General features: G+C 67.1%; 15 protein-coding genes. 4 read left to right on the top strand and 11 right to left on the bottom strand.

Features of this window, described 5'->3' with window-relative positions; genetic code table 11:
• Positions 1 to 34: 34 nt before the first annotated feature.
• From NV2_RS07025 to leuA, 6 genes are all read right to left on the bottom strand, one after another.
• Positions 35 to 1,651: a GMC oxidoreductase gene (locus NV2_RS07025; RefSeq protein WP_067870732.1), complete on the bottom strand. Its 1,617-nt coding sequence runs from the start codon at positions 1,649 to 1,651 to the stop codon at positions 35 to 37.
• A gap of 93 nt (positions 1,652 to 1,744) precedes the next feature.
• Positions 1,745 to 2,455 carry a type 1 glutamine amidotransferase gene (locus NV2_RS07020; protein ID WP_067870731.1) on the bottom strand — a complete coding sequence of 237 codons (711 nt, stop codon included), beginning with the start codon at positions 2,453 to 2,455 and terminating at the stop codon, positions 1,745 to 1,747.
• Between the two features lie 29 nt (positions 2,456 to 2,484).
• Positions 2,485 to 3,729, bottom strand: a complete 1,245-nt coding sequence (locus NV2_RS07015) for a Mur ligase family protein (protein WP_218018954.1) — start codon at positions 3,727 to 3,729, stop codon at positions 2,485 to 2,487.
• Between the two features lie 115 nt (positions 3,730 to 3,844).
• On the bottom strand, positions 3,845 to 5,617 hold the full coding sequence (locus NV2_RS07010; RefSeq protein ID WP_067870730.1) for a hydroxysqualene dehydroxylase: 1,773 nt from the start codon (positions 5,615 to 5,617) through the stop codon (positions 3,845 to 3,847).
• 75 nt (positions 5,618 to 5,692) lie between these two features.
• Positions 5,693 to 7,738, bottom strand: coding sequence for a nucleotide-binding protein (locus NV2_RS07005; protein ID WP_307613166.1), 2,046 nt, complete (start codon positions 7,736 to 7,738; stop codon positions 5,693 to 5,695).
• A gap of 261 nt (positions 7,739 to 7,999) precedes the next feature.
• Positions 8,000 to 9,796, bottom strand: a complete 1,797-nt coding sequence (gene leuA / locus NV2_RS07000) for a 2-isopropylmalate synthase (protein ID WP_067870728.1) — start codon at positions 9,794 to 9,796, stop codon at positions 8,000 to 8,002.
• A 201-nt stretch (positions 9,797 to 9,997) separates the two neighbouring features.
• Here leuA and NV2_RS06995 point away from each other — a divergent pair, with 201 nt between their 5' ends.
• Positions 9,998 to 10,633 carry a hypothetical protein gene (locus NV2_RS06995; protein WP_067870727.1) on the top strand — a complete coding sequence of 212 codons (636 nt, stop codon included), beginning with the start codon at positions 9,998 to 10,000 and terminating at the stop codon, positions 10,631 to 10,633.
• Positions 10,634 to 10,655: 22 nt separating this feature from the next.
• Here the strand turns inward: NV2_RS06995 and recR are convergent, their stop codons facing one another.
• Positions 10,656 to 11,264 carry a recombination mediator RecR gene (gene recR / locus NV2_RS06990; protein ID WP_067870726.1) on the bottom strand — a complete coding sequence of 203 codons (609 nt, stop codon included), beginning with the start codon at positions 11,262 to 11,264 and terminating at the stop codon, positions 10,656 to 10,658.
• 7 nt (positions 11,265 to 11,271) lie between these two features.
• Positions 11,272 to 11,613 carry a YbaB/EbfC family nucleoid-associated protein gene (locus tag NV2_RS06985; protein WP_084474061.1) on the bottom strand — a complete coding sequence of 114 codons (342 nt, stop codon included), beginning with the start codon at positions 11,611 to 11,613 and terminating at the stop codon, positions 11,272 to 11,274.
• A gap of 238 nt (positions 11,614 to 11,851) precedes the next feature.
• Between NV2_RS06985 and NV2_RS06980 the strand changes: the two genes are divergently transcribed.
• Positions 11,852 to 12,409, top strand: a complete 558-nt coding sequence (locus NV2_RS06980) for a hypothetical protein (RefSeq protein WP_067870724.1) — start codon at positions 11,852 to 11,854, stop codon at positions 12,407 to 12,409.
• Positions 12,410 to 12,421: 12 nt separating this feature from the next.
• On the opposite strand, the gene NV2_RS06975 is transcribed toward NV2_RS06980, so the two are convergent.
• Positions 12,422 to 12,856 carry an SRPBCC family protein gene (locus tag NV2_RS06975; RefSeq protein WP_067870723.1) on the bottom strand — a complete coding sequence of 145 codons (435 nt, stop codon included), beginning with the start codon at positions 12,854 to 12,856 and terminating at the stop codon, positions 12,422 to 12,424.
• Positions 12,857 to 13,218: 362 nt separating this feature from the next.
• On the opposite strand from NV2_RS06975, the gene NV2_RS06970 reads away from it, so the two are divergent.
• On the top strand, positions 13,219 to 14,670 hold the full coding sequence (locus tag NV2_RS06970) for an FAD-binding oxidoreductase (RefSeq protein WP_067870722.1): 1,452 nt from the start codon (positions 13,219 to 13,221) through the stop codon (positions 14,668 to 14,670).
• Positions 14,667 to 15,986 (top strand): class I SAM-dependent methyltransferase, encoded by a 1,320-nt coding sequence (locus NV2_RS06965; protein ID WP_067870721.1) that lies wholly within the window; start codon positions 14,667 to 14,669, stop codon positions 15,984 to 15,986. The genes NV2_RS06970 and NV2_RS06965 overlap by 4 nt, the downstream gene beginning before the upstream one ends.
• 66 nt (positions 15,987 to 16,052) lie before the next feature.
• Here NV2_RS06965 and NV2_RS06960 read toward each other — a convergent pair whose 3' ends face one another.
• Both NV2_RS06960 and NV2_RS06955 read right to left on the bottom strand, forming a co-directional pair.
• The gene (locus tag NV2_RS06960) at positions 16,053 to 19,709 is read right to left on the bottom strand and encodes a serine/threonine-protein kinase (RefSeq protein WP_084474059.1); all 3,657 of its coding nucleotides are present in this window, start codon (positions 19,707 to 19,709) and stop codon (positions 16,053 to 16,055) included.
• 186 nt (positions 19,710 to 19,895) lie between these two features.
• On the bottom strand, positions 19,896 to 22,058 hold the full coding sequence (locus tag NV2_RS06955) for a 3-hydroxyacyl-CoA dehydrogenase NAD-binding domain-containing protein (RefSeq protein WP_067870720.1): 2,163 nt from the start codon (positions 22,056 to 22,058) through the stop codon (positions 19,896 to 19,898).
• Between the last annotated feature and the right edge of the window lie 30 nt (positions 22,059 to 22,088).

Below are 22,088 nucleotides of genomic sequence, written 5' to 3'. Positions count from 1 at the left end.
CGGCACCCGTGGCACCGGGAAGCCGGCCGCCACATCAGTGGCCCGCGCGGATGATCGCCTCGACATTGCGCTCGGCCACAGCCGTAATCGTCAGCGAGGGGTTCACCGCGCCCGTACTGCCCGGGATCGCCGCACCGTCGACGACATAGAGCCCGGAGTAGCCCTCGACCCGGCCGTAGTTGTCGGTGGCCTGCCCCAGCACCGCACCACCCAGCGGATGTGCGGTGAACGGAGCATTGGCGGCATATCCGATCGCGTCGTAGTCGAACAACGCACCGGCATGTTGGGCAATCCGCCGATCGACCGCGCGGCAAGCGTCGATGATCCGATGCTGGGCCGCACTCGGCCAGTTCAGTACCGCGGCGTCGCGTCCGGCGTCGTAGCCGATGCGTGCGCGGGTGGGGTCGATGGCCAGCCCCAGCGAGGCCAGCGCCCCGGTCTCCACCGGAATCCCGGGGATGTACCAGCTCTCCAGCGTCAACGGCAGCTCGGAATCGTCGAAGATGCGACTGGCACTGGGTACCCCCTGGCCCAGACCGGCCAGGCGGCTCTCTCCGCGCGCCAGCACCACATCGCCGTTGGTGCCCCAGCCGTCTCCGACGTGCTCGTTGAGTTCGGGCAGCGCGCCGGTGTCACGGGCGCGGACCAGCAGTTCGGTGGTACCGATCGAACCTGCGCCGAGAAATAGCTTGTCGCAGGTCAGGGTGCGGGTACCGAGTACGGCGCCGGTGGGGTCGAGCTTGCTCACCCGGACCACGAACCGATCGCCGTCGCGCCCGATACCGTCCACCCGGTGCCCCGGGTACACGCCGCAACGTCCGGTGTCCTGCGCGTACTTCAGATAGTTCTGATTCAGATCGAATTTGGCGCCGTTGGAGTTGCCGAGGTTGCTGCGCGCGGCAGTGGCCGACGGACGGCTGGCACCGGACAGCTCGGCGCGCAGCACATCCCAGTCGAAGATCGAATCGCTGGGCGTCGGTTCGTACCCGGCCTTGCGGGCCTGGTCGTCCCACATGCGTGAATGGGCGAACGGAGACGACTCGTAGATGTCGGACGGCATCGGCGACAGCCGCAGCAACTCCCGGACCCTCGGATAGTAGATGCGTTCGAGCTCGCCGTAATCGACCGTCCCCCGGAATATTTCGTCGAAGTGGCGGCGCTCGGGGGCGATCATGCAGCCGGTGAAGACCACCGAACCGCCGCCCACCGCCGCGGCATGCCACACATCGATACCGTCGAATTCGGTGACGTCGAGAACGCCACCGAAATCGGCGAACGACATGGGCACCTTGGTGACACCGGTGAAACTGGTGCGATGCCAGAAACCGCGGCCGTCGGGCAGATCGTCGCCGGTGAAGATCTCGCGCCACGGGTCGTTGGGCCAGCGCGAACCGCGTTCCAGCACGGTCGTGGTCATTCCCGCCTGAGCCAGGCGCAGCGCCGCGACCGAGGCGCCGAATCCGGAGCCCACCACGATGGCCGAGGTGTGTTCGGGCGGATCGGGAACCGGTTGGAAGATCTCGGGCACCCAGTCCCGGAACAGGCCGTTCCACGTCGGATCGGCGGTGGCGGTTCCGGTGCCACGAACCGCTCCCGCGGCACCGAGCAGTGCGGCCACAGCGGCCGCCTGTAGAAAGGCGCGTCTACGCACCGGCCACCTCTTTCCCTCACGCCTGGCGGGCGGGAGATTACCGTCGAACCGCCGCCGCCTCAACATGATCGAGCTCGGTTGCCGGATCGTTATCTAGGCGCGCAGGCGTTCGCGGCGCAACCGGTCCACCTCGGGCAGGTCCAGCGGCTCGAGGTCGGTGACGCCCAGCGCCTGTCGCAGCAGATGGTCCGCCAGCTCCGGGTTGCGTGCCAGGACCGGACCGTGCATGTACGTTCCGATCACCGACCCCTGCACCACGCCCTCGAGACCGTCGCCCACCCCGTTGCCGACTCCCCTGGTGACCCGGCCGAGGCCGGTGGCATCCGCACCGAGCGACGTTCCGCCGCGGTGATTTTCGAACCCGGTCAGCGGCTGGGTCACGCCGGGCAGCAACGGTGTGGTGGCGACCTCGCCGATGGAACGCACCTGTTGCGGCGCGGTGGTCACATCGAAGAGTCCGACGCCGTCCACTCGCTCACCCGACGAGGTTTCGTACCAGTTGCCGAGTACCTGGATCGCTGCGCAGATAGCCAGCACCGGAACACCTTTCGCGGCCGCCCGCTGCAGTCCCGGGAAGCGCTGCAGATGCCGGGTCGCCAACCGCTGCGCCGAATCCTCGGCACCGCCGAGGGTGTACAGATCCAGCGTTTCCGGCACCGGATCCGCGAGCGTGATCTCGACGATCTCGGCGTCGATCCCGCGCATCCGCAGCCGTTGCCGCAGTACCAGCGCGTTTCCGCCGTCACCGTAGGTGCCCATCACGTCGGGCAGCACCAGGCCGATGCGCACCGTCGACTCACCCATGGCCTGTCTCCTCTCGGGCATCCCGGCGCTCACGCGCGGGCGTCCAGATCGCGGTTCACATCACGGAACGCGGTGTAGTTGGCGAGCACCTCGACCTGTCCTGGGGGACAGGATTCGATGGCCTGCAAAGTATCCGGCACCGTGGTGTGCTCGACTCCGGCATAGGTCAGCCGCACCGCCAGATCGGTGGCGCGTTCCCCGGCCGCGACCACCGCAGTGCCCTCGAAGTGCTCGAAGCGCACATCCCACAGCCACGACAGATCCTCGCCGTCGGGCACCTGACCGTTGACCGAGATCACCAAACCCGTTGCGGCCGGGTCGATCATGGACAGTGCCTCCTGCCAGCCGGCCGGGTTCTTGGCCAGCAGCAGTCGCGCGGAGTGCTGACCCACCTGCACCGTCCGGTACCGCCCCGCGATCTCGCGCACCGTCCCCGCGGCAGCGGCAGCGGTGTCGGCCTTCGCGCCCAGCGCCACCGCCGCGGCCACCGCCTGCGCGGCGTTACCACGATTGGCGCGGCCGGGGAGAGCCAGATGCAGCGGCAATTTCAGCCCGTCGGGTCCGCACAGGTATTCCCCGTCCACCCACCACTGCGGTTCCGGGCGCGCGAAATCGGCACCGGTGCTGCGCCAGTGCTTTCCCTCCCACACGATCGGTTCACCGCTGCGCGGGCAGCTGGTGGCATCCGCGGCCCAGCCACTACCAGCCGAGACCCACACCACGTTGGGGTGGTCGTAGGCGATCGAGGTGATCAGCACGTCGTCGCAGTTGGCGATCAGGACGGCGCCGGGATGGCGGGCCATCCCCTCGCGCAGCTTGCGTTCGATCATATTGATCTCGCCGACCCGGTCGAGCTGGTCCCGGCTCAGATTCAGCAGTACGACCGCGGCCGGGTCCAGCGCATCGGCGACATGGGGCAGATGCAGTTCGTCGACCTCGATGGCGGCCAGCGGCGCGGTGCGGTCCACGGTCAGCGCCGCGACGATTCCGGCGTCCATATTGGCGCCGTCGGCCTGGGTGACGACCCGGCCCAGCTCACCGAGTGCGGCGGTGGTCATCCGGGTGGTCGTCGACTTGCCGTTGGTGCCGGTGATCAACACCGTGCGCCGGCCCGGGCACTCCTGGCCCAGCTGCCTCATCAGGTCCGGGGCGATCTGCAGGGCGATCAATCCGCCGATCATCGACCCTTTACCGCGTCCGGCCTTCTGCGAGGCCCACGACGCCGCTGCCGCCGCCCGCAGCGCCAGCCGTCCGCGCACCGAAATGTCTGCCACGCCGTGAGTGTATTGGTGGTCCTCGTGCAGCGCGCGAGCGGTCGCTGTGAGCTCGACCGCAGCCCGGCGGCGCGGGCGCCGGCCGCCACAATTCGCGGCGCGGCCTACCGGGCGGTCACGCCGGAATGTCGAACATATTCGGCTCACCGGCCGCGTACCGGGCGATATCGGCTCGGCGCAACGGTTCCAGTTCCGGCGCGCGATACAGGGAGAACAGGCGGCAGCGCGGTGCATCCGAACCGGATACGTCCAGCAGTGAGTTCACCGCGGTGCGTGCCGCCTCGTTCGCCCCCTCCATGGTCGCCAGGTCGATCGTGGTACGCACGTAATCACCTGCCAGGAACAGGTTTTCGATACCACCGTGCACATCCGGACGCGACTGCCAGGACCCGACGGTGTTGATCAGCAGCGGATCGTCGTTGGTATTGCGCCCACGCGCGGCGTCCCAGCCGACACCGGTGTCGAGGAACCAGGAGATAAGATCCGAATCCTGCGGTGCGCTACGGCCTTCCAGATGTGCGCGCAGCTGCGCCCAGACTTCCCTGGCGATTTCGTCGTGGGTGCATTCGATCGCCGGTTTGCCGTAGAGAATCCCCGGGGTCTGCCAGTCCGAAATGTCGACCGAGAGGCAATCCTGGACGGAACCGTCGCCGAATTCGGGCAGCCGGGTACGTGACCAGAACTGATTCTGCGAAATGGAGGTCAGCGACCACGGAGAATCCACATACGCAACGTGGCCGCGGGCGATGTCGGTGGGCCGGCGCAGATAGAACTGCATACCGGTCATCCAGTTGACCACCAGGTTGTCCATGGCGGCCAGCTCGGGACGGACCGCCAGAATCTCCGGCGTCCACAATCGGCGCGCGACCTCGACCGGTACCGCGAGCAGGAAGTAGTCGGCCCGAACCGAGCGATCCCCCTCGGCAGCGCGGACCGTGGCACCGGCGATACGCCGATCGCGCATCTCGAGCGCGCGTAGTTCGGCGGTCTCGAACCGCACACCCAGTCCGCGCAGGTGCGCCACCCACGGGTCGATCCACGCCTGATTGGTGGGGCCGTTGAGCAGCCGGTCCATCGGTCCGTCGTTGCCGATTTCCAGCGGATTCCCCAGAAACTGCTCACCCATGGTGCCGATGGTTCGGGCGCTGGCGTGATCGTCCTTCGCCGCGACCAGCAACGTCGTCAGGGTCCGCGACATCAGCATGCGGAATTCCTTGGACCGCTCGTCCGCGCCGATGAAGTCGCGCCAGGCCAGCTTCTCCCACTGACCCAGCCGGCGATCGTCGCAGCTGGTATTGAAAACCAGCAGCCGATTGGCGAAGTGGACCGCATCCGCCATGGGCATCTTCATCGTCGTGGCGATCACCGAGGCCACGCTCTGCCGGAAATCTTCCGGATTCGCCCACGGCTGCCCGGAGCGCCCCATCGGGATCAGGGTGTCGTCGGCGTCGGCCCGGGAGAATCGAGCCTCGACCGCCGGTACCAGATTGTCCCAGACGCCATTTGCGTTGCCTGCAAAGGGGATTCGTCGCATCGTGTCGGGGATGTGATGGTAGAAGCCGGGGAAGAAGCGGAAGCCGTGTTCACCGGGTAGGTCAGGCCGCCCGTCGCGGCCGGTGCCGGCCACCGCAATGCTGCGCGCCTTACCGCCGAGCGCCCGGCGCTCGTAGACCGTGACGTCGAATCCGCGTTCGGCCAGCTCGTGTGCCGCGGTCAGGCCCGCGACACCACCACCGAATATCGCGACCTTCGCCCCGGGGCCGCCCGGGCGGGCGGGTTCGGCCCCGGCGCCGACCGGGTGCAGCAGCGCACCCGCAGTGATCACACTCGCCCCGGCCGCACCGCGAAGTACCGTCCTTCGCGAGACAGCCCCGTATCGTTCTGTCATCTATCGAGACCTCCACACCGCGGGTAACTGTATGCGGTGCGGCGGGGTCGCGGGCCGGTCGGGGTAACGATTGGGTCAGTAGCCCTGCTGCCCCGGGTAGTGCCCCGGCGCACCGGGATATTGCGGCGGCTGACCGGGGTACTGGGTCTGCGGGCCCGGGAACGGGGGTTGCGGAACGTGATATCCGAAGTCGTCGGCGACCATGGCCGCCAGCTCCAGCAGCGCGGTCCGGGTGGGCTTGCTGACCAGTTCCAGGTCGATCTCCGCCCCTTCGGCCAGGTGGTCGTCGAAGGGAACCACCTGCACCGCGCGGGTCCGATCGAGGAACAGCTTGCGTAGCTGGTCCAGATCGACCGTCGAGGCGCCACGACGAGAAGCGTTGACCACCACCACAGTTCGTTCCACCAGCTTGCTGTAGCCGTGGTGCTCGAGCCAGTCCAGCGTGGCCGAGGCGCTGCGGGCACCGTCGATGGCGGGAGAGGTCACCAGGATCAGCGAACTCGCCATATCCAGCACACCGGCCATCGCCGAATGCATCAGTCCGGTACCGCAATCGGTGAGGATGATGTTGTAGAACTGCTGCAGAATGCCGATCGCGCGCCGGTAATCGTCCTCGCTGAAAGCCTCGGAAACGGCCGGATCCTGTTCACTGGCAAGCACTTCCAGCCGACTCGGCGCCTGGGACGTATGTGCCCGCACATCGGAGTACCGGCTGATGTGCTGATCCTCGAGCAGGTTGCGGACGGTGGAGCGGGTCTGGCGCGGTACGCGATGCGCCAGCGTGCCGAGGTCCGGATTCGCATCGATCGCGATGACCCGGTCGCCGCGCATCGAGGCGAAGGTGGAGCCCAGGCCCACCGTGGTCGTGGTCTTTCCGACACCGCCCTTGAGCGAGAGGATGGCGATGCGATAGTCGCCACGCACCGGTTGATTCACCCGGTCGACGAGTTCACGATGCACCACATCGGCCGAGGATTCCCCCGGATTGATGGCGCCACCGGACATCTTGTGCACGGCGCGGCGCCAGCCACTGCGCGGAGAGCGCCGGGCCCGCCTGAGCAGGTTCAGGTCGCCGACCGATTGTCCTGGCTGCCCGGGTTGCCCGGGCTGTCCCAGATGCTGTGGCTGGAAGGGCGGCTGCTGATATCCCTGCTGCGGCCCGGGACCACCCGGACCGCCGGGCCAGCCGGTCTGCGGCGGCTGTGGTTCGGGCTGTTGCTGGGGCTGCGGTGCGGGCGGCGCCCAGCCACCCGTCGCGGGAGCTCCCGCAGCGGCACCGTCACCGGTGGGCTGGTCGAATCCGGGCGGCGGCCCCTGTTGCTGATCGAAGACTCGGCGCACCATGCCGTCACTGCCGATCTCCTGCCGGGCGTCGCCGTACGGAGTCTCCTGACGTACCTCCCCGTAACCGGGCGCCGGCCCATCGGGCCCGGGAGGCGCGAAACCGTTCGGGTCACCCTGGCCCTGCGGGAAGCCCTGGTCCGCCGGCGGTCCCGGTGCGAATCCGTGCTGCTCGCCGGGAAAGCCAGCCGGCGGCGGGACCCCTTCCGGGAAACCGCCCTGTCCCGGCGCGAAACCACCGTGGTCGCCGGGCGGCGGGAAACCGTTCGGGTCACCGGGCTGCCCCGGCGCGAAACCACCGTGCTGCGGGGGGAAGCCGTTCGGGTCGCCCGGGGGCGCGAAACCGCCTTGCTCGCCCGGGAATCCACCCGGACCGCCGGCCCACGGCGGGGCGAAGCCGCTGGGATCGGCGGGCGGCGCGAAGGGGCCGGAGTGGTCACCCATGGGAAATCCGCCGGGCGGCGCGAAGCCCGGATCCGGCGGATACGGTCCGCCGTCCGGCGGCGCGAACCCGGGCGGCGGGAATCCGCCCTGTCCCGGAGGCGCGAAGGGGCCGCCCTCGGGGCCGAACTGCCCCGGCGAGACGGTGGTCTGTTCGATGCTGTCCGGGACCGGCGGAATGATTCCGGATGCGGCGTGCTCGGAGTCGGCGGACACCCCGTCCGATGCCGGGCCGGTGGGGTCGAAGTCGGGCGCGGAACCGGCGGACGGTTGCGCATCTGTCTGGTGCTGCGACGGCGACGAGGTCTGATTGTCCTGATCGGCGGCTGAATCGCCCATTCCCGGACCTTGCAACCACGGCGGTGAAGTGGAGTTGTCGTTAGTCGTCACGTTTCCCCCATCTGCTCGGAGATTTCGAGCAGAGAGCTCGCGGCCAATGCGCCACAACGCTAGCACGCTGGCCTGATAGCGGTTCGCCGGTGAATGGGAGGCAGACCCCGCCGGACGGGTGAGACCGCACCCGGTCGAACAGGGTGGTGACAGCCGACCGCCCGCCGACCGTCGGCGACGGTGGGCGGGCGGATTCGGGTGAGCGGAGAATCAGCGCAGTGCGCGGTTCACCGCGGACACCACGGCACGCAGCGAGGCGGTGGTGATCGAGGTGGCGATACCCACGCCCCAGGTCACCTTGTCGCCGATCGCGCATTCCACATAGGCGGCGGCCTGAGCGTCGTCCCCCGAGGACATCGCGTGCTCGGAGTAGTCCAGCACCCGTACGTCGTAGTCGATCGTGGTGAGTGCGTCGACGAAGGACGCCAGCGGCCCGTTCCCGGTACCGACGATCTCCTGCTCGACCCCGTCGACCTTCACCACGGCGGTGATCGAGTCGGTGCCGGAATCGGTTTCGGCCGCGGTCATCTTCTGCCGGATCCGCTCCAGCGGCAGGATCGGGTTCAGGTATTCCTCGGCGAAGACGTCCCACATCTCCTTCGGGGTGACCTCACCGCCCTCGCCGTCGGTGATCGCCTGGACCGCCTGGGAGAACTCGATCTGCAGCCGGCGCGGCAGCACCAGGCCGTGATCGGTCTTCATGATGTAGGCGACGCCGCCCTTGCCCGACTGCGAGTTCACCCGGATGACCGCCTCGTAGGTGCGGCCCACATCCTTCGGATCGATCGGCAGGTAGGGCACCTCCCAGACGATGTCGTCCACATCCGACCCGGCCGCGTCGGCCGTGGCCTTCATGGCGTCCAGGCCCTTGTTGATGGCGTCCTGATGGCTGCCGGAGAAGGCGGTGTACACCAGATCGCCACCGTAGGGATGGCGCTCGTGCACCGGCAGCTGGTTGCAGTACTCGACCGTGCGGCGGATCTCGTCGATATCGGAGAAGTCGATCTGCGGATCCACGCCGCGGGAGAACATATTCATGCCCAGGGTGACCAGGCAGACGTTGCCGGTGCGTTCACCGTTACCGAACAGGCAGCCCTCGATGCGGTCCGCGCCGGCCTGGTAGCCCAGTTCGGCGGCGGCGACGGCGGTGCCGCGGTCGTTGTGCGGATGCAGCGACAGCACGATCGAGTCGCGGCGGGCCAGATTGCGGCTCATCCACTCGATCGAATCCGCGTACACGTTCGGGGTCGCCATCTCCACCGTCGCCGGCAGGTTGATGATCAGCGGCCTCTCGGGCGTCGGTGCGATGATCTCGGATACGGCGTCGCACACCTCACGCGCGTAGTCGAGTTCGGTTCCGGTATAGGACTCGGGGCTGTACTCGTAGCGCCAGTTGGTGTCCGGGAAACGCTGCTCGATCTCCAGGCACAGTGTCGCGGCGTCGGTGGCGATCTTCTTCACCGCATCGCGATCGGCGCGGAACACCACGCGGCGCTGCAGGATGGAGGTCGAGTTGTAGAAGTGGACGATCACATTGCCGGCACCCTGGCAGGCCTCGAAGGTGCGCTCGATCAGCTCCGGGCGGCACTGGGTCAGCACCTGGATGCTGACGTCGTCGGGGATCGCACCGTCCTCGATGATCTCGCGCACGAAATCGAAATCGGTCTGGCTGGCCGACGGGAAGCCGACCTCGATCTCCTTGTAACCCATCCGCACCAGCAGGTCGAACATGCGGCGCTTGCGGGCCGGGCTCATCGGATCGATCAGCGCCTGGTTGCCGTCGCGCAGGTCCACCGCGCACCAGCCCGGCGACCGGTCGATGATCTTGTCCGGCCAGCTGCGGTCCGGCACCTCGATCGGCTGGACCTCTTCGGCGTAGGGCCGATACCGGAAGGCCGGCATGGAGGAATTCTTCTGGGTGTTCCACACCGGCTGGTCGGCGGGTGCGGGCTTGGACGGCGCGGTGATGGAGCGCGTGCCCGATACGAAAGCGTCAGCGGGTGACATGGCGTTTCTCCGAGAGTGTGGGTAGGTGTCCCAATTTTTTGGGTCGACCGGCACAGCTGAACCCCGCGACGGGAGCCGGTCCGATTCAGACCCCGTCGCGGCGGCCGAGGAGGAGTGCCCGCTGCATGATGGGGCCAGTTTACAGGCCGCCGGCATCGCGACGAAAGGAGCCTCACTACACCACCGCGTAGCCTGTGCCGAATGAGTTACGACCACGTGCTGCTGCCCTCGGGTGTCGCCACCTCGGCCGATGCGGTGGAAGCCTATCTGGCCACCCAGCAGGGTCAGCCCGAAACCGACGCCGTGGCGACCATCGCGGCCGAGGTGAACCGGCGCAACGAGGAGCTGCCCGAACAGGATGCCTTCCTCAGCGCTCCGGTGGACGTCGCCGGCGCAGCGCTGTACGTGGCGAGCCCGTACGACGCGATCGGCCATGTGCGCGCCCTGCTGTTCGAACTGGGCACCCCGCAGGATTACGCGCTCTACGATCCGCAGCTGAACTGGCTGATCGACCCTGCCGGACGAGTCGACGCGACGGTCACCCACGGTGGCGCCGGCGAGTTTCCCTACCTGACCGAGCAGCTCGCCCGGCAATGGGTGACCGAGCTGGCCGAACCGAATCCGTATCTGATCGTGGAGCGTGGCGAGCACCGCTACATCCAGACCTACCGGGATGAGCCTGGGCTGTACCTGCTCGAATACCGCGACGGCAGCCCGGACCGGCACTTCGGTACCAAGGTCGAGGACGGGGCGCAGGTCGCCGCGATCATCTGGGAGTGGACCACGGGCGGCCACGCCGGGCTGGACGCTCTGGACTGGGAACAGGTGAGCTTCTGACCGGGCCGCCCGGTCCGCGCCGCTAGAGCGATCGGCGCCCGGACAGGGCCCGGCCCAGGGTCAGCTCGTCGGCGAATTCCAGATCGCCGCCCATCGGCAGTCCGGAGGCCAGCCGGGTGACCGACAATCCCGGGAAGTCGCGCAGCATGCGCACCAGATAGGTGGCGGTGGCCTCCCCCTCGGTGTTGGGGTCGGTGGCGATGATCACCTCGGTGACATCGACGCCGTCCTCCTGGTTGCCGATCCGCCCCAGTAGTTCCCTGATCCGCAACTGGTCCGGTCCGACCCCGGACAACGGATCCAGGGCACCCCCCAGGACGTGGTACCGGCCGCGGAATTCACGGGTGCGCTCGACTGCCTGCACATCCTTGGGCTCCTCGACCACACAGATCATGGTGCGGTCGCGGCGTGGATCGGCGCAGATCCGGCACAGTTCGCCGTCGGACACGGTGCCGCAGACCGCGCAGAAGCGCACCCCGTCGCGCACCTTCTGCAGCGCCGCCTGCAAACGGTCGATTTCCGGCGGCTCCACCGACAGCAGGTGGAAGGCGATGCGCTGGGCGCTCTTGGGACCGACTCCGGGCAGTTTGCCCAGTTCGTCGATCAGATCCTGTACCGGACCCTCGTACACCGGGGGCTCAGAACGGGAGACCGGGCAGGGATCCGCCGCCGCCCATACCGCCGGCGAGCGGGCCGAGCTTCTCGGCGGCCAGCTGCTGGGCGTTCTCCATCGCGTTGTTGAACGCGCCGACCACCAGGTCCTGCAGGGTCTCGACATCCTCCGGGTCCACGACCTTCGGATCGATATCCAGCGACTGCACCTCACCGGATGCCTTGATACGCACCCGGACCAGACCACCACCGGCTTCCCCGGTGACATCGGTTTCGGCGATCTCGGCCTGCGCCTCCATCACCGCCTGCTGCATCTGCTGCGCCTGCGCGAGCAATGCCTGCATATCGAACTGGCCACCAGGCTCCACCGGGACGTCCTCTCTGCGGAATGCGGATGCGCACCAGCGTAGTCACGTTCGGGTTGAGGTAGGTACCGGGCGCGAATGTGCGGGCTTACGATCAGCAACGGGTCGGGCATCGGCAAACAAGTCGGGGGCAATCCGACGGAGGTCGACCATGCATCGGAATCCGAAGTCACCCACAACTGTCCCGAATGTCGATCAGGCACCCGACAGGCGCCACGATCGGCAACAAAAGACCAGGTATTTGCGGTTTCTAACCGCACTGTCGGCAATCGGCGCAATCGCCGCCGCGGGTATCGCCCCCGCGGTCGCGGCACCCACCGCCGCCGCCGACACCGACTACGGCGGTGGCTGCACGCTCTATCCGGGCAATCGTGAGGCAACCATCGCGGCGCTGCGCGACAACTGTTCGGCGGAACAACAGGATCAGATCTTCCGCGCGGCCTCCCGCGGCACCGTGCCACACGGGGTGACCAACGGCTGGGTGACCCGGCCGCCCGCGATCGAGGGCATCGCCCCCGCCTTGTGGATCGGCAAGACCTTCTACACCGGCCCGGACGGCGGCACCCTCACCAACCGCATCACCGCCGCCGGGACACGGGGCTTCCCGGCGAACGTATTCACCGGGCCGGCCCGGCTGGACGGCCGAGACGCCTGGCTGCTGGATTACGCCCCGTCGATCACCCCGCAGGTTCTCGACGAGATCCGCGAAGTGACCCCGGGCGTCTGGTTCGGCTACTCGTGGTGGCGGGGAGCACTGCAGACTCCCCTACTGCTCACCTTCGCCCTGACCGAACAATAGAAGGAGAGCTTGTCAGGCCAGTTCGCGCTTCAGATTCTCCAGCACCTCGGCTTGAATCTTCTTCAGCCCCAGTGGTGCGAAGATTCCCTCGAAGATTCCCGCGACACCGCCGGCGCCGGTCCAGTTGGTGCGCACCGTCACCAGGCTGCCCTCTCCCGACGGGCTCACCGTCCAGGTCGTCACCAGGGTCGAGTTCGAATCCCGTTCGGTCACCATCGAATCCGAGACGGTGATGACGGCGTGCACGTTGCGGGAGCGCTTCTCGGTGGCCTGCAGGGTCCATTCGGCGACGGTTCCGGCGCCGTGACCGCCCTCGAGGACCTTGTAATCGCGATAATGCGCGGACAGAATCCGGGGCCGCACGTCCTGGTAGTCCGCGATGGCCTCCAGCACACGCTGCGGTTCGGCAGCGACGACGGTCGAGCTGGATGCACTGACCTGTCCCACAATGAGCTCCTCGTTCGATCCTGGATCGGTTGATTCGGGTCGTTCTGCGGGGCAATGCTACGCCGCGCCCGGGGTGGACACGGACCATGCGGACGGTGGGGTGCGGGCGGACGCCGGAGGGCCGAAGCGGAACGCTGGTTCCGGGATCGGCCACGTTTTTCAACCATCGCGCGAGGGCCGAATCCGGCGCCGAGAAGCCATCGCGAGAGACCGAAACCATGCCGCTCACCTGCATCGACACTATTACCGGACAGTAGTGTCGCAGCGTCGCGCCGATTGCAACAGATGCGTCAAGAAAACGCGGCATAGGTACCCTCCCGGTGGCCGCGGCAAACCCGGAGAGATAGCGTCTGGGTGTGGCAGTGAGTCTGTTGGGGAAGGCCGGCCGGGCGCCGGCCGCACGCGAATCAGGATTTGCCGCGCATCGAGAAGGTGTCGAGCGTCTGCTCGCCAGCTATCGTGCGATTCCTTCCGATGCCAACGTGCGGTTGGCGAAGAAGACCTCGAACCTGTTTCGCGCCCGGGCCGAGAACCCCGCACCCGGATTGGACGTTTCGGGACTGAACCGAGTTATCGCGGTCGATCCGGTGGCGAAAACCGCCGACGTGGCCGGGATGACCACCTACGAGGATCTGGTCGCCGCGACGCTGCCGTACGGCCTGGCGCCGCTGGTCGTGCCGCAGCTGAAGACCATCACACTCGGCGGTGCGGTCACCGGGCTCGGAATCGAATCCTCGTCGTTCCGTAACGGTCTCCCGCACGAATCGGTCCTCGAGATCGACGTGCTCACCGGGGCGGGTGAGATCATCACCGCGACACCGGACGGTGAGTACGCCGACCTTTTCCGGGGTTTCCCGAATTCCTATGGCACGCTCGGCTACTCGACGCGATTGAAGATCGAGCTGGAGTCGGTGCAACCGTATGTGGCGCTGCGCCATGTGCGTTTCCACGACGTGCGTGCGCTGGAAGCCGAGATGATCCGGATCGTCGACGAACGCACCTACGACGGCGAGCCCGTCGACTACCTGGACGGCGTCGTATTCACCGCGGACGAAAGCTATCTCGTCCTGGGCCGCCAGACCGATGAACCGGGTCCGGTCAGCGACTACACCGATATGGACATCTACTACCAGTCCATCCGGCACGACAGCACCGCGCCCAAGCGGGACCGCCTGACGATTCACGATTATCTGTGGCGCTGGGATACCGACTGGTTCTGGTGCTCACGGGCCTTCGGAACACAGAACCCGAAGATCCGGCGCTTCTGGCCGCGGCAGTACCGGCGTTCCAGCTTCTATTGGAAGCTCATCGCGCTGGACCACAAGTACAACATCGGCGACAAGCTGGAGGCCCGCAAGGGGAATCCGCCGCAGGAACGAGTGGTTCAGGACATCGAGGTGCCGATCGAGCGCACCGCCGATTTCGTGCACTGGTTCCTGGACGAGATTCCGATCGAGCCGATCTGGCTGTGCCCACTCCGCTTGCGCGACACCGGCGACGAGCCGGCCGCCGGCGATCCCGGCCGGCCCTGGCCGTTGTATCCGCTGGAACCGAAGCGCAGCTACGTCAACGTCGGCTTCTGGTCGGCGGTGCCGAAACAGCCCGGGCAGCGCGAAGGTGCGGCCAACCGGGCCATCGAGGACGAGGTCGCCCGGCTGGACGGGCACAAATCCCTCTACTCGGATTCCTATTACGAAAAAGAAGAATTCACACGCCTCTACGGAGGTGGCGATATCTATCCGAATCTGAAGAAACGATACGACCCCGATCATCGTTTGCTGGATTTGTATTCGAAGGCGGTGCAACGCAAGTGACCACGTTCAAGGACTCTCAGGTTCCCCCCTTCTCGGAGCTGGGCACGAAACTCACCATCGCCGAGATCTTCGAACTACTGATCAACGGCGAGGCGCCGGTCCGGCTGTCGGCCTACGACGGCAGCGCGACCGGGTCGGACGAGTCGAAATTCAGCCTGGAGATCCGCAACCCGCGCGGTATCAGCTATATCGCCGGAGCGCCGGGGGATCTCGGTATGGCCCGCGCCTACGTCTCGGGCGATATGGCCGCCGAAGGGATCCACCCCGGCGACCCGTACGACATCCTGAAGGCGATGGGCGAGATGAAGTTCCGTCGCCCGTCGGCGCTGGAACTCGTCACGATCGCGCGGTCGCTGGGCTGGGAGGCACTGCGGCCGGTCCCGCCGCCGCCGCAGGAGACGCTGCCGCGCTGGCGCCGCATCGCTCTGGAAGGGCTGCGGCATTCGAAGGCTCGCGACGCCGAGGTCATCCATCATCACTACGACGTGTCCAACCGGTTCTACGAACTGGTCCTCGGTCCCTCGATGACCTACACCTGCGCGTGCTACGAGGACGAGAGTCAGACGCTCGAGCAGGCGCAGGAGAACAAATACCGCCTGGTGTTCGAGAAGCTGAACCTGAAGGCGGGCGACCGGCTGCTCGACATCGGTTGCGGCTGGGGCGGAATGGTCCGCTACGCGGCGCACCGCGGAGTCCGGGTCATCGGTGCGACCCTGTCCAAGGAACAGGCCGAGTGGGCGCAGGCGAAGATCGCCGAGGAAGGGCTCACCGACCTCGCCGAGGTGCGGCACAGCGATTACCGAGACATCCCGGAATCCGGTTTCGACGCGGTATCGTCCATCGGCCTCACCGAGCACATCGGTGTGCAGAACTATCCCAGCTACTTCGGCTTCATGAAGAGCAAGCTGCGCGACGGCGGACTGTTCCTGAACCACTGCATCACCCGCCCGGCCAACTCCCGGGCCACCAAGGCCGGGCACTTCATCGACCGCTATGTCTTCCCCGACGGTGAGTTGATCGGTTCCGGCCGCATCATCACCGATATCCAGAATGTCGGCCTCGAGGTGCTGCACGAGGAGAACCTGCGGCCGCACTACGCCCTCACACTGCACGAATGGTGCAAGAACCTGGTCGAGAACTGGGATGCCTGCGTCGAGGAAGCCGGCGAGGGCACCGCCAAGGTGTGGGGTCTGTACATGGCCGGTAGCCGACTCGGCTTCGAGCGCAATGTCGTTCAGCTGCATCAGGTGCTGGGAATGAAGCTCGGCGCGGAGCAGACCTGGGACGTACCGCTGCGCCCCTGGTGGAAGGCCTGACGCCGGAACACCCCGGCCGGATTCACCCGCGCGGTGGATCCGGCCTGTGCGTCGGACTCGACAGCGCTACCGCAGTAGCGAGTTCAGGAACGGCCGGGGTATGGCGAACGAGCCGGTCTGCTCGCCGGTCAGCAGCACATCGTCGTGCAACGACTGCAGCAGGCGCCGCACCTCCGGGCCGGCATCGAGCAGCGGTCTGGTCCACTCCAACCGGGCACACCGATCCAGCACCGGCAGCAGCGCGGTGATGGCTTCACCGTTCCAGCCGGCCACCGACAGACATTCGGCGAGCAGCAGGGCGGCATCCAATTCCGCACGGGGACGGGACTGCTCGATCATCCTGCCGTAGAGGGCGCGGGCCCGCTTCACCGCCGATTCGATCCCCTCGGCCTCGGCGCCCACCCCGTCCATTCCGCGGTAATGACGCGCGAGCAGCAATCGCACCGCCGCCGTCTCCTCGGCTTCCGCGGTGAGCGCCGCGATTCCGGAACCGTGCCGCAGACTGGACGGCACCGGATCCGGCCCGAGGGGCAGCTCCGCCGGCCCGAGGCGCAGCCGTTCGGCGCGAATATGGGCCGCCATCCGCGGTAACTTGCGTTCACCGGCCATCCGAGCGCCCTCGTCCAAGCGGGCCCGCGCGGTTTCGAGATCGCCGAGTGCGGCTTTGACCCGTGCGCCCACCACGAACGTGGTGATGGTGAAGTCCACCGCGCCGACCCGGGCCGGAAGCTGATGGCTCTGTTCGAGCAGCCGATCGGCGGTGTCCAGATCGCCGCGCCGATAGGCCAGCTCCCCCAGCAGCGCCGCCGACACTCCCACCGCATGGGAGCGTGGACCGGACCGTTGTCTGCCGATTCGCCACGCCTTGTCGAAACTCGCGGTGGCAGCGTCCACCTCGAGTTGCTCATAGGCGACCGCACCCTTGCTGAGCAGCCCGAGCACCACCCCGAGCGGATCCTTCGAGCGCGCGTGATACGGCGCGGCCCACTCCTGCACCGCCAGCGCACCACTGAAATCGATATCGCACAGTCGTACGAACGACAGCAGATTCGCTGCCGTCGACACGGTCCACGGCGGCAGGTCGTCGGCGCGCTCCACACAGGGCAGCACCTTGTCCAGCACACCGTCGGTGCGGTCGCGAGCGACCAGGTCGGCCGCGGCCAGCACCGCGGCTTCGCAGCGCTGACTCACGATGTCCGCATCGGAAGGAGAGCGAGCGAGCATGCTCGACAGCCGGCCCAGCGCGGTGCGTGCGGCGTGCGATTGCTGCAGATTCACATTGGCCCGCGCCAGCGCCATCAGCAGCTTGGACCGCGAAGTCACCTGCTGGACCGGCAGTTTCGACACGGTGCCGAGCAATGTGGCCAGCCGCGAGGTGTCGATCAGATCCATACCGCCGTTCTCGACCAGATCCACCGCCAGTTTCAGATCGGTGGCGGCGAGGGCATGATCGACCGATTTGCGCAGCTGCTGATGCTCGGCGTACCAGCGAGAGGCCTTGCGGTGCAGTACCTTCACCTTCCCCGGATGAGTACGCTCGAGCCGGGCGCGCAGTTGTTCGGCGAACAGCGGTTGGATGCGGAACCACTCGGGATCGTGCTCGACCCGAGTGACGAACAGTTCGCGCAGCTGCGCCTGTTCCAGCAGCTGCGCGGCATCGAGTTCACCACTGAGAGCCGCCGCGAGCCCACCGTCGAGCTTCTCGACCACCGAGATCGACATCAGGAATTCGAGCATCCGCGGTTCCAGGCCCGCGAGCACATTCTCGGCCAGATAGTCGCGGATCGCCTGATTCCCGCCGGTCAGGTGCGTGATGAGCCGGGCCGCATCCCATTGCTCACCGGACTCGGCCCGCAGCGACAAACTCACCAGCTGGATGGCGGCGGGCCAGCCGTCGGTGGCGGTGTGAATCTGCTCGACCTGTTCGTCGGTGAGGTCGAAGTTGTTGTGCTCCACCAGGATTTCGTGGGTCTCGGCAAGAGTCAACCGCAGTTCGTTACTGTCGATCTCGACCAGCTCGTCCTGCACCCGCATCCGGCTCAGCGGCAACCCGTCCTGGTCCCGGGTCGTGACGACGAAACGCAGATGATGACAACCGTTGTCCAGCAACGTATCCAGAACTCTGCGCGCGCCGTCGTCGGCGATCCGGTCCCAGTCCTCGACGACCACCACGATCGTCTCGCCCCCGCTGTGTACCTCGTCGATCAGCGTGGTGATCGCGTAACCGACGGCCTCGGCCGGACGCTCCTCGAGCACTTCTTCGAGCCCGGTACCGATTTCCGGCGCCACTCGGCGAATGGCCTGAATCAGGTGGGCCAGCAGCCACACCTCGTTGTCGTCGTCGCGGTCCAGACCGATCCACGCCACCGGGATCTCGTGCCTGGACAGGTCCGCGCGCCACTGCGCCGCGACCGTACTCTTGCCGAAACCGGCCGGAGCGTGGATCACCGCCAGGCGGCGGCGCCCGCCCGCCCGCAGGGTGTCGAGGAGCCGGGGCCGGGTGAGAGGCTCCCGTGCCGGGGTGGGTGGACGAAATTTCGTCGCGGCCGTCGGCGGCAGGGTGGCCGGCTGCGCGACCGTGGGTGGGCCGGCGTCCGGCAGTGCCGGCGGGCGGGCATTCGGCAGCGCAGGCAGCCCGCCACTGCGGAGCGCGGGCAGTCCCGAAACCGAGCGGCGGCGGCGTGAGGTGAGCGAGGGGGTGCCACCGCCGGCCCGGTGTGACTGCCCGTCCGCGAGGTCACCATCGGGCAGGGCCATATCGTCCGGGCTCTCACCGTGCGCGATCTGCACCGTCCGCAATGCCTGACCGAATTCCAGCGCGGAGGCCGGGCGCTCCTCCGGGTCGGGCGCCATCGCCGCCTCGATCACGGCCGCCACATCGGCCGGGATGTCCTGTTCACGCAGATCCGGGACGGGTTGGGTGGTGATTCGCAGGAATTGCGCCACGACCCGCTCACCGGAGCGGCGTTCGAATGCGGCGTGGCCGGTCAACAGCGCGAACAGAGTGGCGCCCAGACCGTAGACATCGGAGCGGACCGTCGGCTCCTCCCCCTTCAGTACCTCGGGGGCGGTGAAGGCCGGCGAACCGGTGATCATATTGGTGGAGGTCTGGAACCCGCCGGGAATCCGGGCGATGCCGAAATCGGTCAATTGCGGTTCGCCGAAGCGACTCAGCAGCACATTCGCCGGTTTCACATCCCGGTGCAGCACATCCACCCGGTGCGCACTCTCGATCGCGCCGGCCAGCTTGATCCCCACCCGCACGGTATCCGACCAGCTCAACGGGCCGTGATCGCGCACCAACTGCTCCAGCGACCCGTGCGCCGCATACGGCATCACGATGAACGGCAGCCCACTGGGCGTCACGTCGACCTGCAGCACATCGACGATATTGGGATGGCCGGACAACCGGCCCATCGCATGTTCCTCGCGCAGGAACCGCTCCCGGCTCTCCTCATCGATCTCGGAGGACAGCACCTTCACCGCCACGATGCGATCCAATGCCCGCTGCGCACAGCGGAATACGATGCCGAATCCGCCACGGCCGATCTCGCGCGCGTCGAACAACCCCATCGCCTCGAGTTCGCCGGCGATGTCGATCGGCTGGTGGCGCTCGGTATTCTTCCCCGGTTCTCCGGATTCCCCGGAGACACCGGAATCCTGCGCGGGGGATTCCCCGGCAGCGGTATCGGTACTGCGGACCTTGCCCGGTTGTGGATTCATGTGGCCACCTCGAACGCTCTCCGCCTGACTCCAACGTAGCGCGCACGATCGCCGAACGGGCCGATTCCCTGATCCAGGGCCCGCGACCAGCCGTCTCCGGGCGGTCGGTACCGGCCCGGCCCGAAAACGCGTGACGGCCCGGACCACAGCATGGTCCGGGCCGTACACCGAGCAGGCGACTCGACGCTACTTGCGCAGCGAAGCAGGCACCTGGAAGCGCTCACCGAACTTCGCGGCCAGCTCGTCGGCACGGGCGACGAAGCCCGCGGTGCCGCCGGGGTAACCGACGATGAACTGGTGCACACCACCGGTCCAGGCCGGGTAGCCGATGCCGAAGATCGAGCCGATGTTCGCGTCGGCGGTGCTGGTCAGCACGCCCTCGTCGAAGCACTTCTGGGTCTCGATGGCCTCGGCGAACAGCATGCGGTCCTTCAGATCCTGCAGCGTGACGCCCTCGGGCAGATCCTGCTTGGAATCGAAGGTGCTGCGCAGGTCCTCCCACAGGCCGGCGGTCTTGCCGTCGACGTAGTTGTAGAAGCCGGCACCGTGCAGCTTGCCCTTGCGGTTGTACTTGTCGATCATCGTGTCGACCACGCGACCCGACGCCAGCGACGCCTCGGAGATCTTCTGGCCCTCCTTCTCGGCGGCCTCCTTGGTCTCCTTGAAGATCTTCTGCATGGTCTCGAAGTTGAGCTCATCGCTCAGCTTCAGCGGCGCGGCCGGGTAGCCCGCCTGCAGACCGGCCTGCTCGATGCTCTGCGGGTCGATGTTCTCCTCGAGCATCATGATGGCCTCGTTGATGAACGTGCCGATGACGCGAGAGGTGAAGAAGCCGCGGCTGTCGTTGACCACGATCGGGGTCTTGCGGATCGCGAGGGTGTAGTCGTACACCCGGGCCAGCGCCTCGTCCGAGGTCTTCTCGCCCCTGATGATCTCCACCAGAGGCATCTTGTCGACCGGGGAGAAGAAGTGGATGCCGATGAAGTCCTCGGCCCGCTTCACACCATTGGCCAGCAGCGTGATGGGGAGGCTGGAGGTGTTGGAACCCAGCACCGCGTCGGCATCGACGACGTCCTCGATCTCCTGGAAGACCTTGGCCTTCAGATCCGGGTTCTCGAAGACGGCCTCGACCACGAAGTCCACCCCGGCCAGATCCTTGGGATCGGCGGTCGGGTGGATGCGGTCCAGCAGCGCCTTGGACTTCTCCTCGGTGGTCTTGCCACGCGAGAGCGCCTTCTCCTCGATCTTGACGGCGTAGCCCTTGCCGCGATCGGCATTCTCCTGCGAGATGTCCTTGAGCACGACCTCGAAGCCGGCCTTCGCGGAGACGTAGGCGATACCCGCGCCCATCATGCCGGCACCGAGCACGCCGACCTTCTTGATCTCACGCTTGGGCACATCCTTGGGGCGCGAACCACCGTTGTTGATGTGCTGCAGATCGAAGAAGAACGCCTGGATCATGTTCTTCGCGACCGGGCCGGTGAGCAGCGAGACGAAGTAGCGCGACTCGATCAGCGAGGCGTTGTCGAAGTCGACCTGTGCGCCCTCGACCGCCGCGGCCATGATGGCACGCGGAGCCGGCATGTTCTGGCCCTTGATCTGCTTGCGCAGGTTGGCCGGGAACGCCGGGAGGTTGGCGGCCAGCGACGGGCTCGACGGCGAACCACCGGGCATACGGTAGCCCTTGCGGTCCCACGGCTGCACGGCAGCGTTGGCGTCATCTTTGTTGGCCTTGATCCAGGCCTTGGCGGCCGGGACCAGCTCGTCGACGCTGCCCACGGTCTCGTTGATCAGGCCCTTGGCCTTGGCCTTCTGGGCGTTGAACTTGTTGCCCTGCAACAGCACGCCCATCAGGCCGTCGGCGATTCCGAGCATGCGGGTGATGCGGGTGACACCACCGCCGGCCGGCAGCAGGCCCAGCGAAGCCTCGGGCAGGCCGATCTGCACACCCTTGATATCGGCGGCGACGCGGTAGTGGGTGGCCAGCGCGATCTCCAGGCCGCCACCCAGCGCGGCGCCGTTGATCGCGGCGACGACCGGCTTGCCCAGCGTCTCGAGCTGACGCAGGTCGGCCTTGATGCTGGTGAGCTCCTCCATGATGTCGGGAGCGTTCTCCGCGGTGGTCTGCATCATGTTCTTGAGGTCACCGCCCGCGAAGAAGGTCTTCTTCGCGGAGGTGATGACGACACCGGTGATGTCGTCGGCCTCGGCCACCAGGCGCTCGACCGTGGCGTGCATCGAGCTCTTGTAGAGCTCGTTCATCGTGTTGGCACCCTGGTTCGGGTCGTCCATGGTCAGCACGACGATGCCGTCGGCGTCCTTTTCCCAGCCGATCATGTTCTCTGTCATAGTTTTTCGTTCTCCTGGAGAATGTGAAGG

The sequence above is a fragment of the Nocardia vermiculata NBRC 100427 genome, assembly GCF_001613265.1.
GTDB classification, from domain to species: domain Bacteria; phylum Actinomycetota; class Actinomycetes; order Mycobacteriales; family Mycobacteriaceae; genus Nocardia; species Nocardia vermiculata.
The sequence above is the reverse complement of the archived record's forward strand: the minus strand, read 5'-3'. Positions and strand labels throughout refer to the sequence as shown.

Bases quoted from the DNA above. Each gene is read 5' to 3' on its own strand.
- NV2_RS07020 (WP_067870731.1), bottom strand. From the start codon at position 2,455: ATGGGTGAGTCGACGGTGCGCATCGGCCTGGTGCTGCCCGACGTGATG.
- NV2_RS07010 (WP_067870730.1), bottom strand. From the start codon at position 5,617: ATGACAGAACGATACGGGGCTGTCTCGCGAAGGACGGTACTTCGCGGT.
- NV2_RS07005 (WP_307613166.1), bottom strand. From the start codon at position 7,738: ATGGGCGATTCAGCCGCCGATCAGGACAATCAGACCTCGTCGCCGTCG.
- leuA (WP_067870728.1), bottom strand. From the start codon at position 9,796: ATGTCACCCGCTGACGCTTTCGTATCGGGCACGCGCTCCATCACCGCG.
- NV2_RS06995 (WP_067870727.1), top strand. From the start codon at position 9,998: ATGAGTTACGACCACGTGCTGCTGCCCTCGGGTGTCGCCACCTCGGCC.
- NV2_RS06960 (WP_084474059.1), bottom strand. From the start codon at position 19,709: ATGAATCCACAACCGGGCAAGGTCCGCAGTACCGATACCGCTGCCGGG.
- NV2_RS06955 (WP_067870720.1), bottom strand. From the start codon at position 22,058: ATGACAGAGAACATGATCGGCTGGGAAAAGGACGCCGACGGCATCGTC.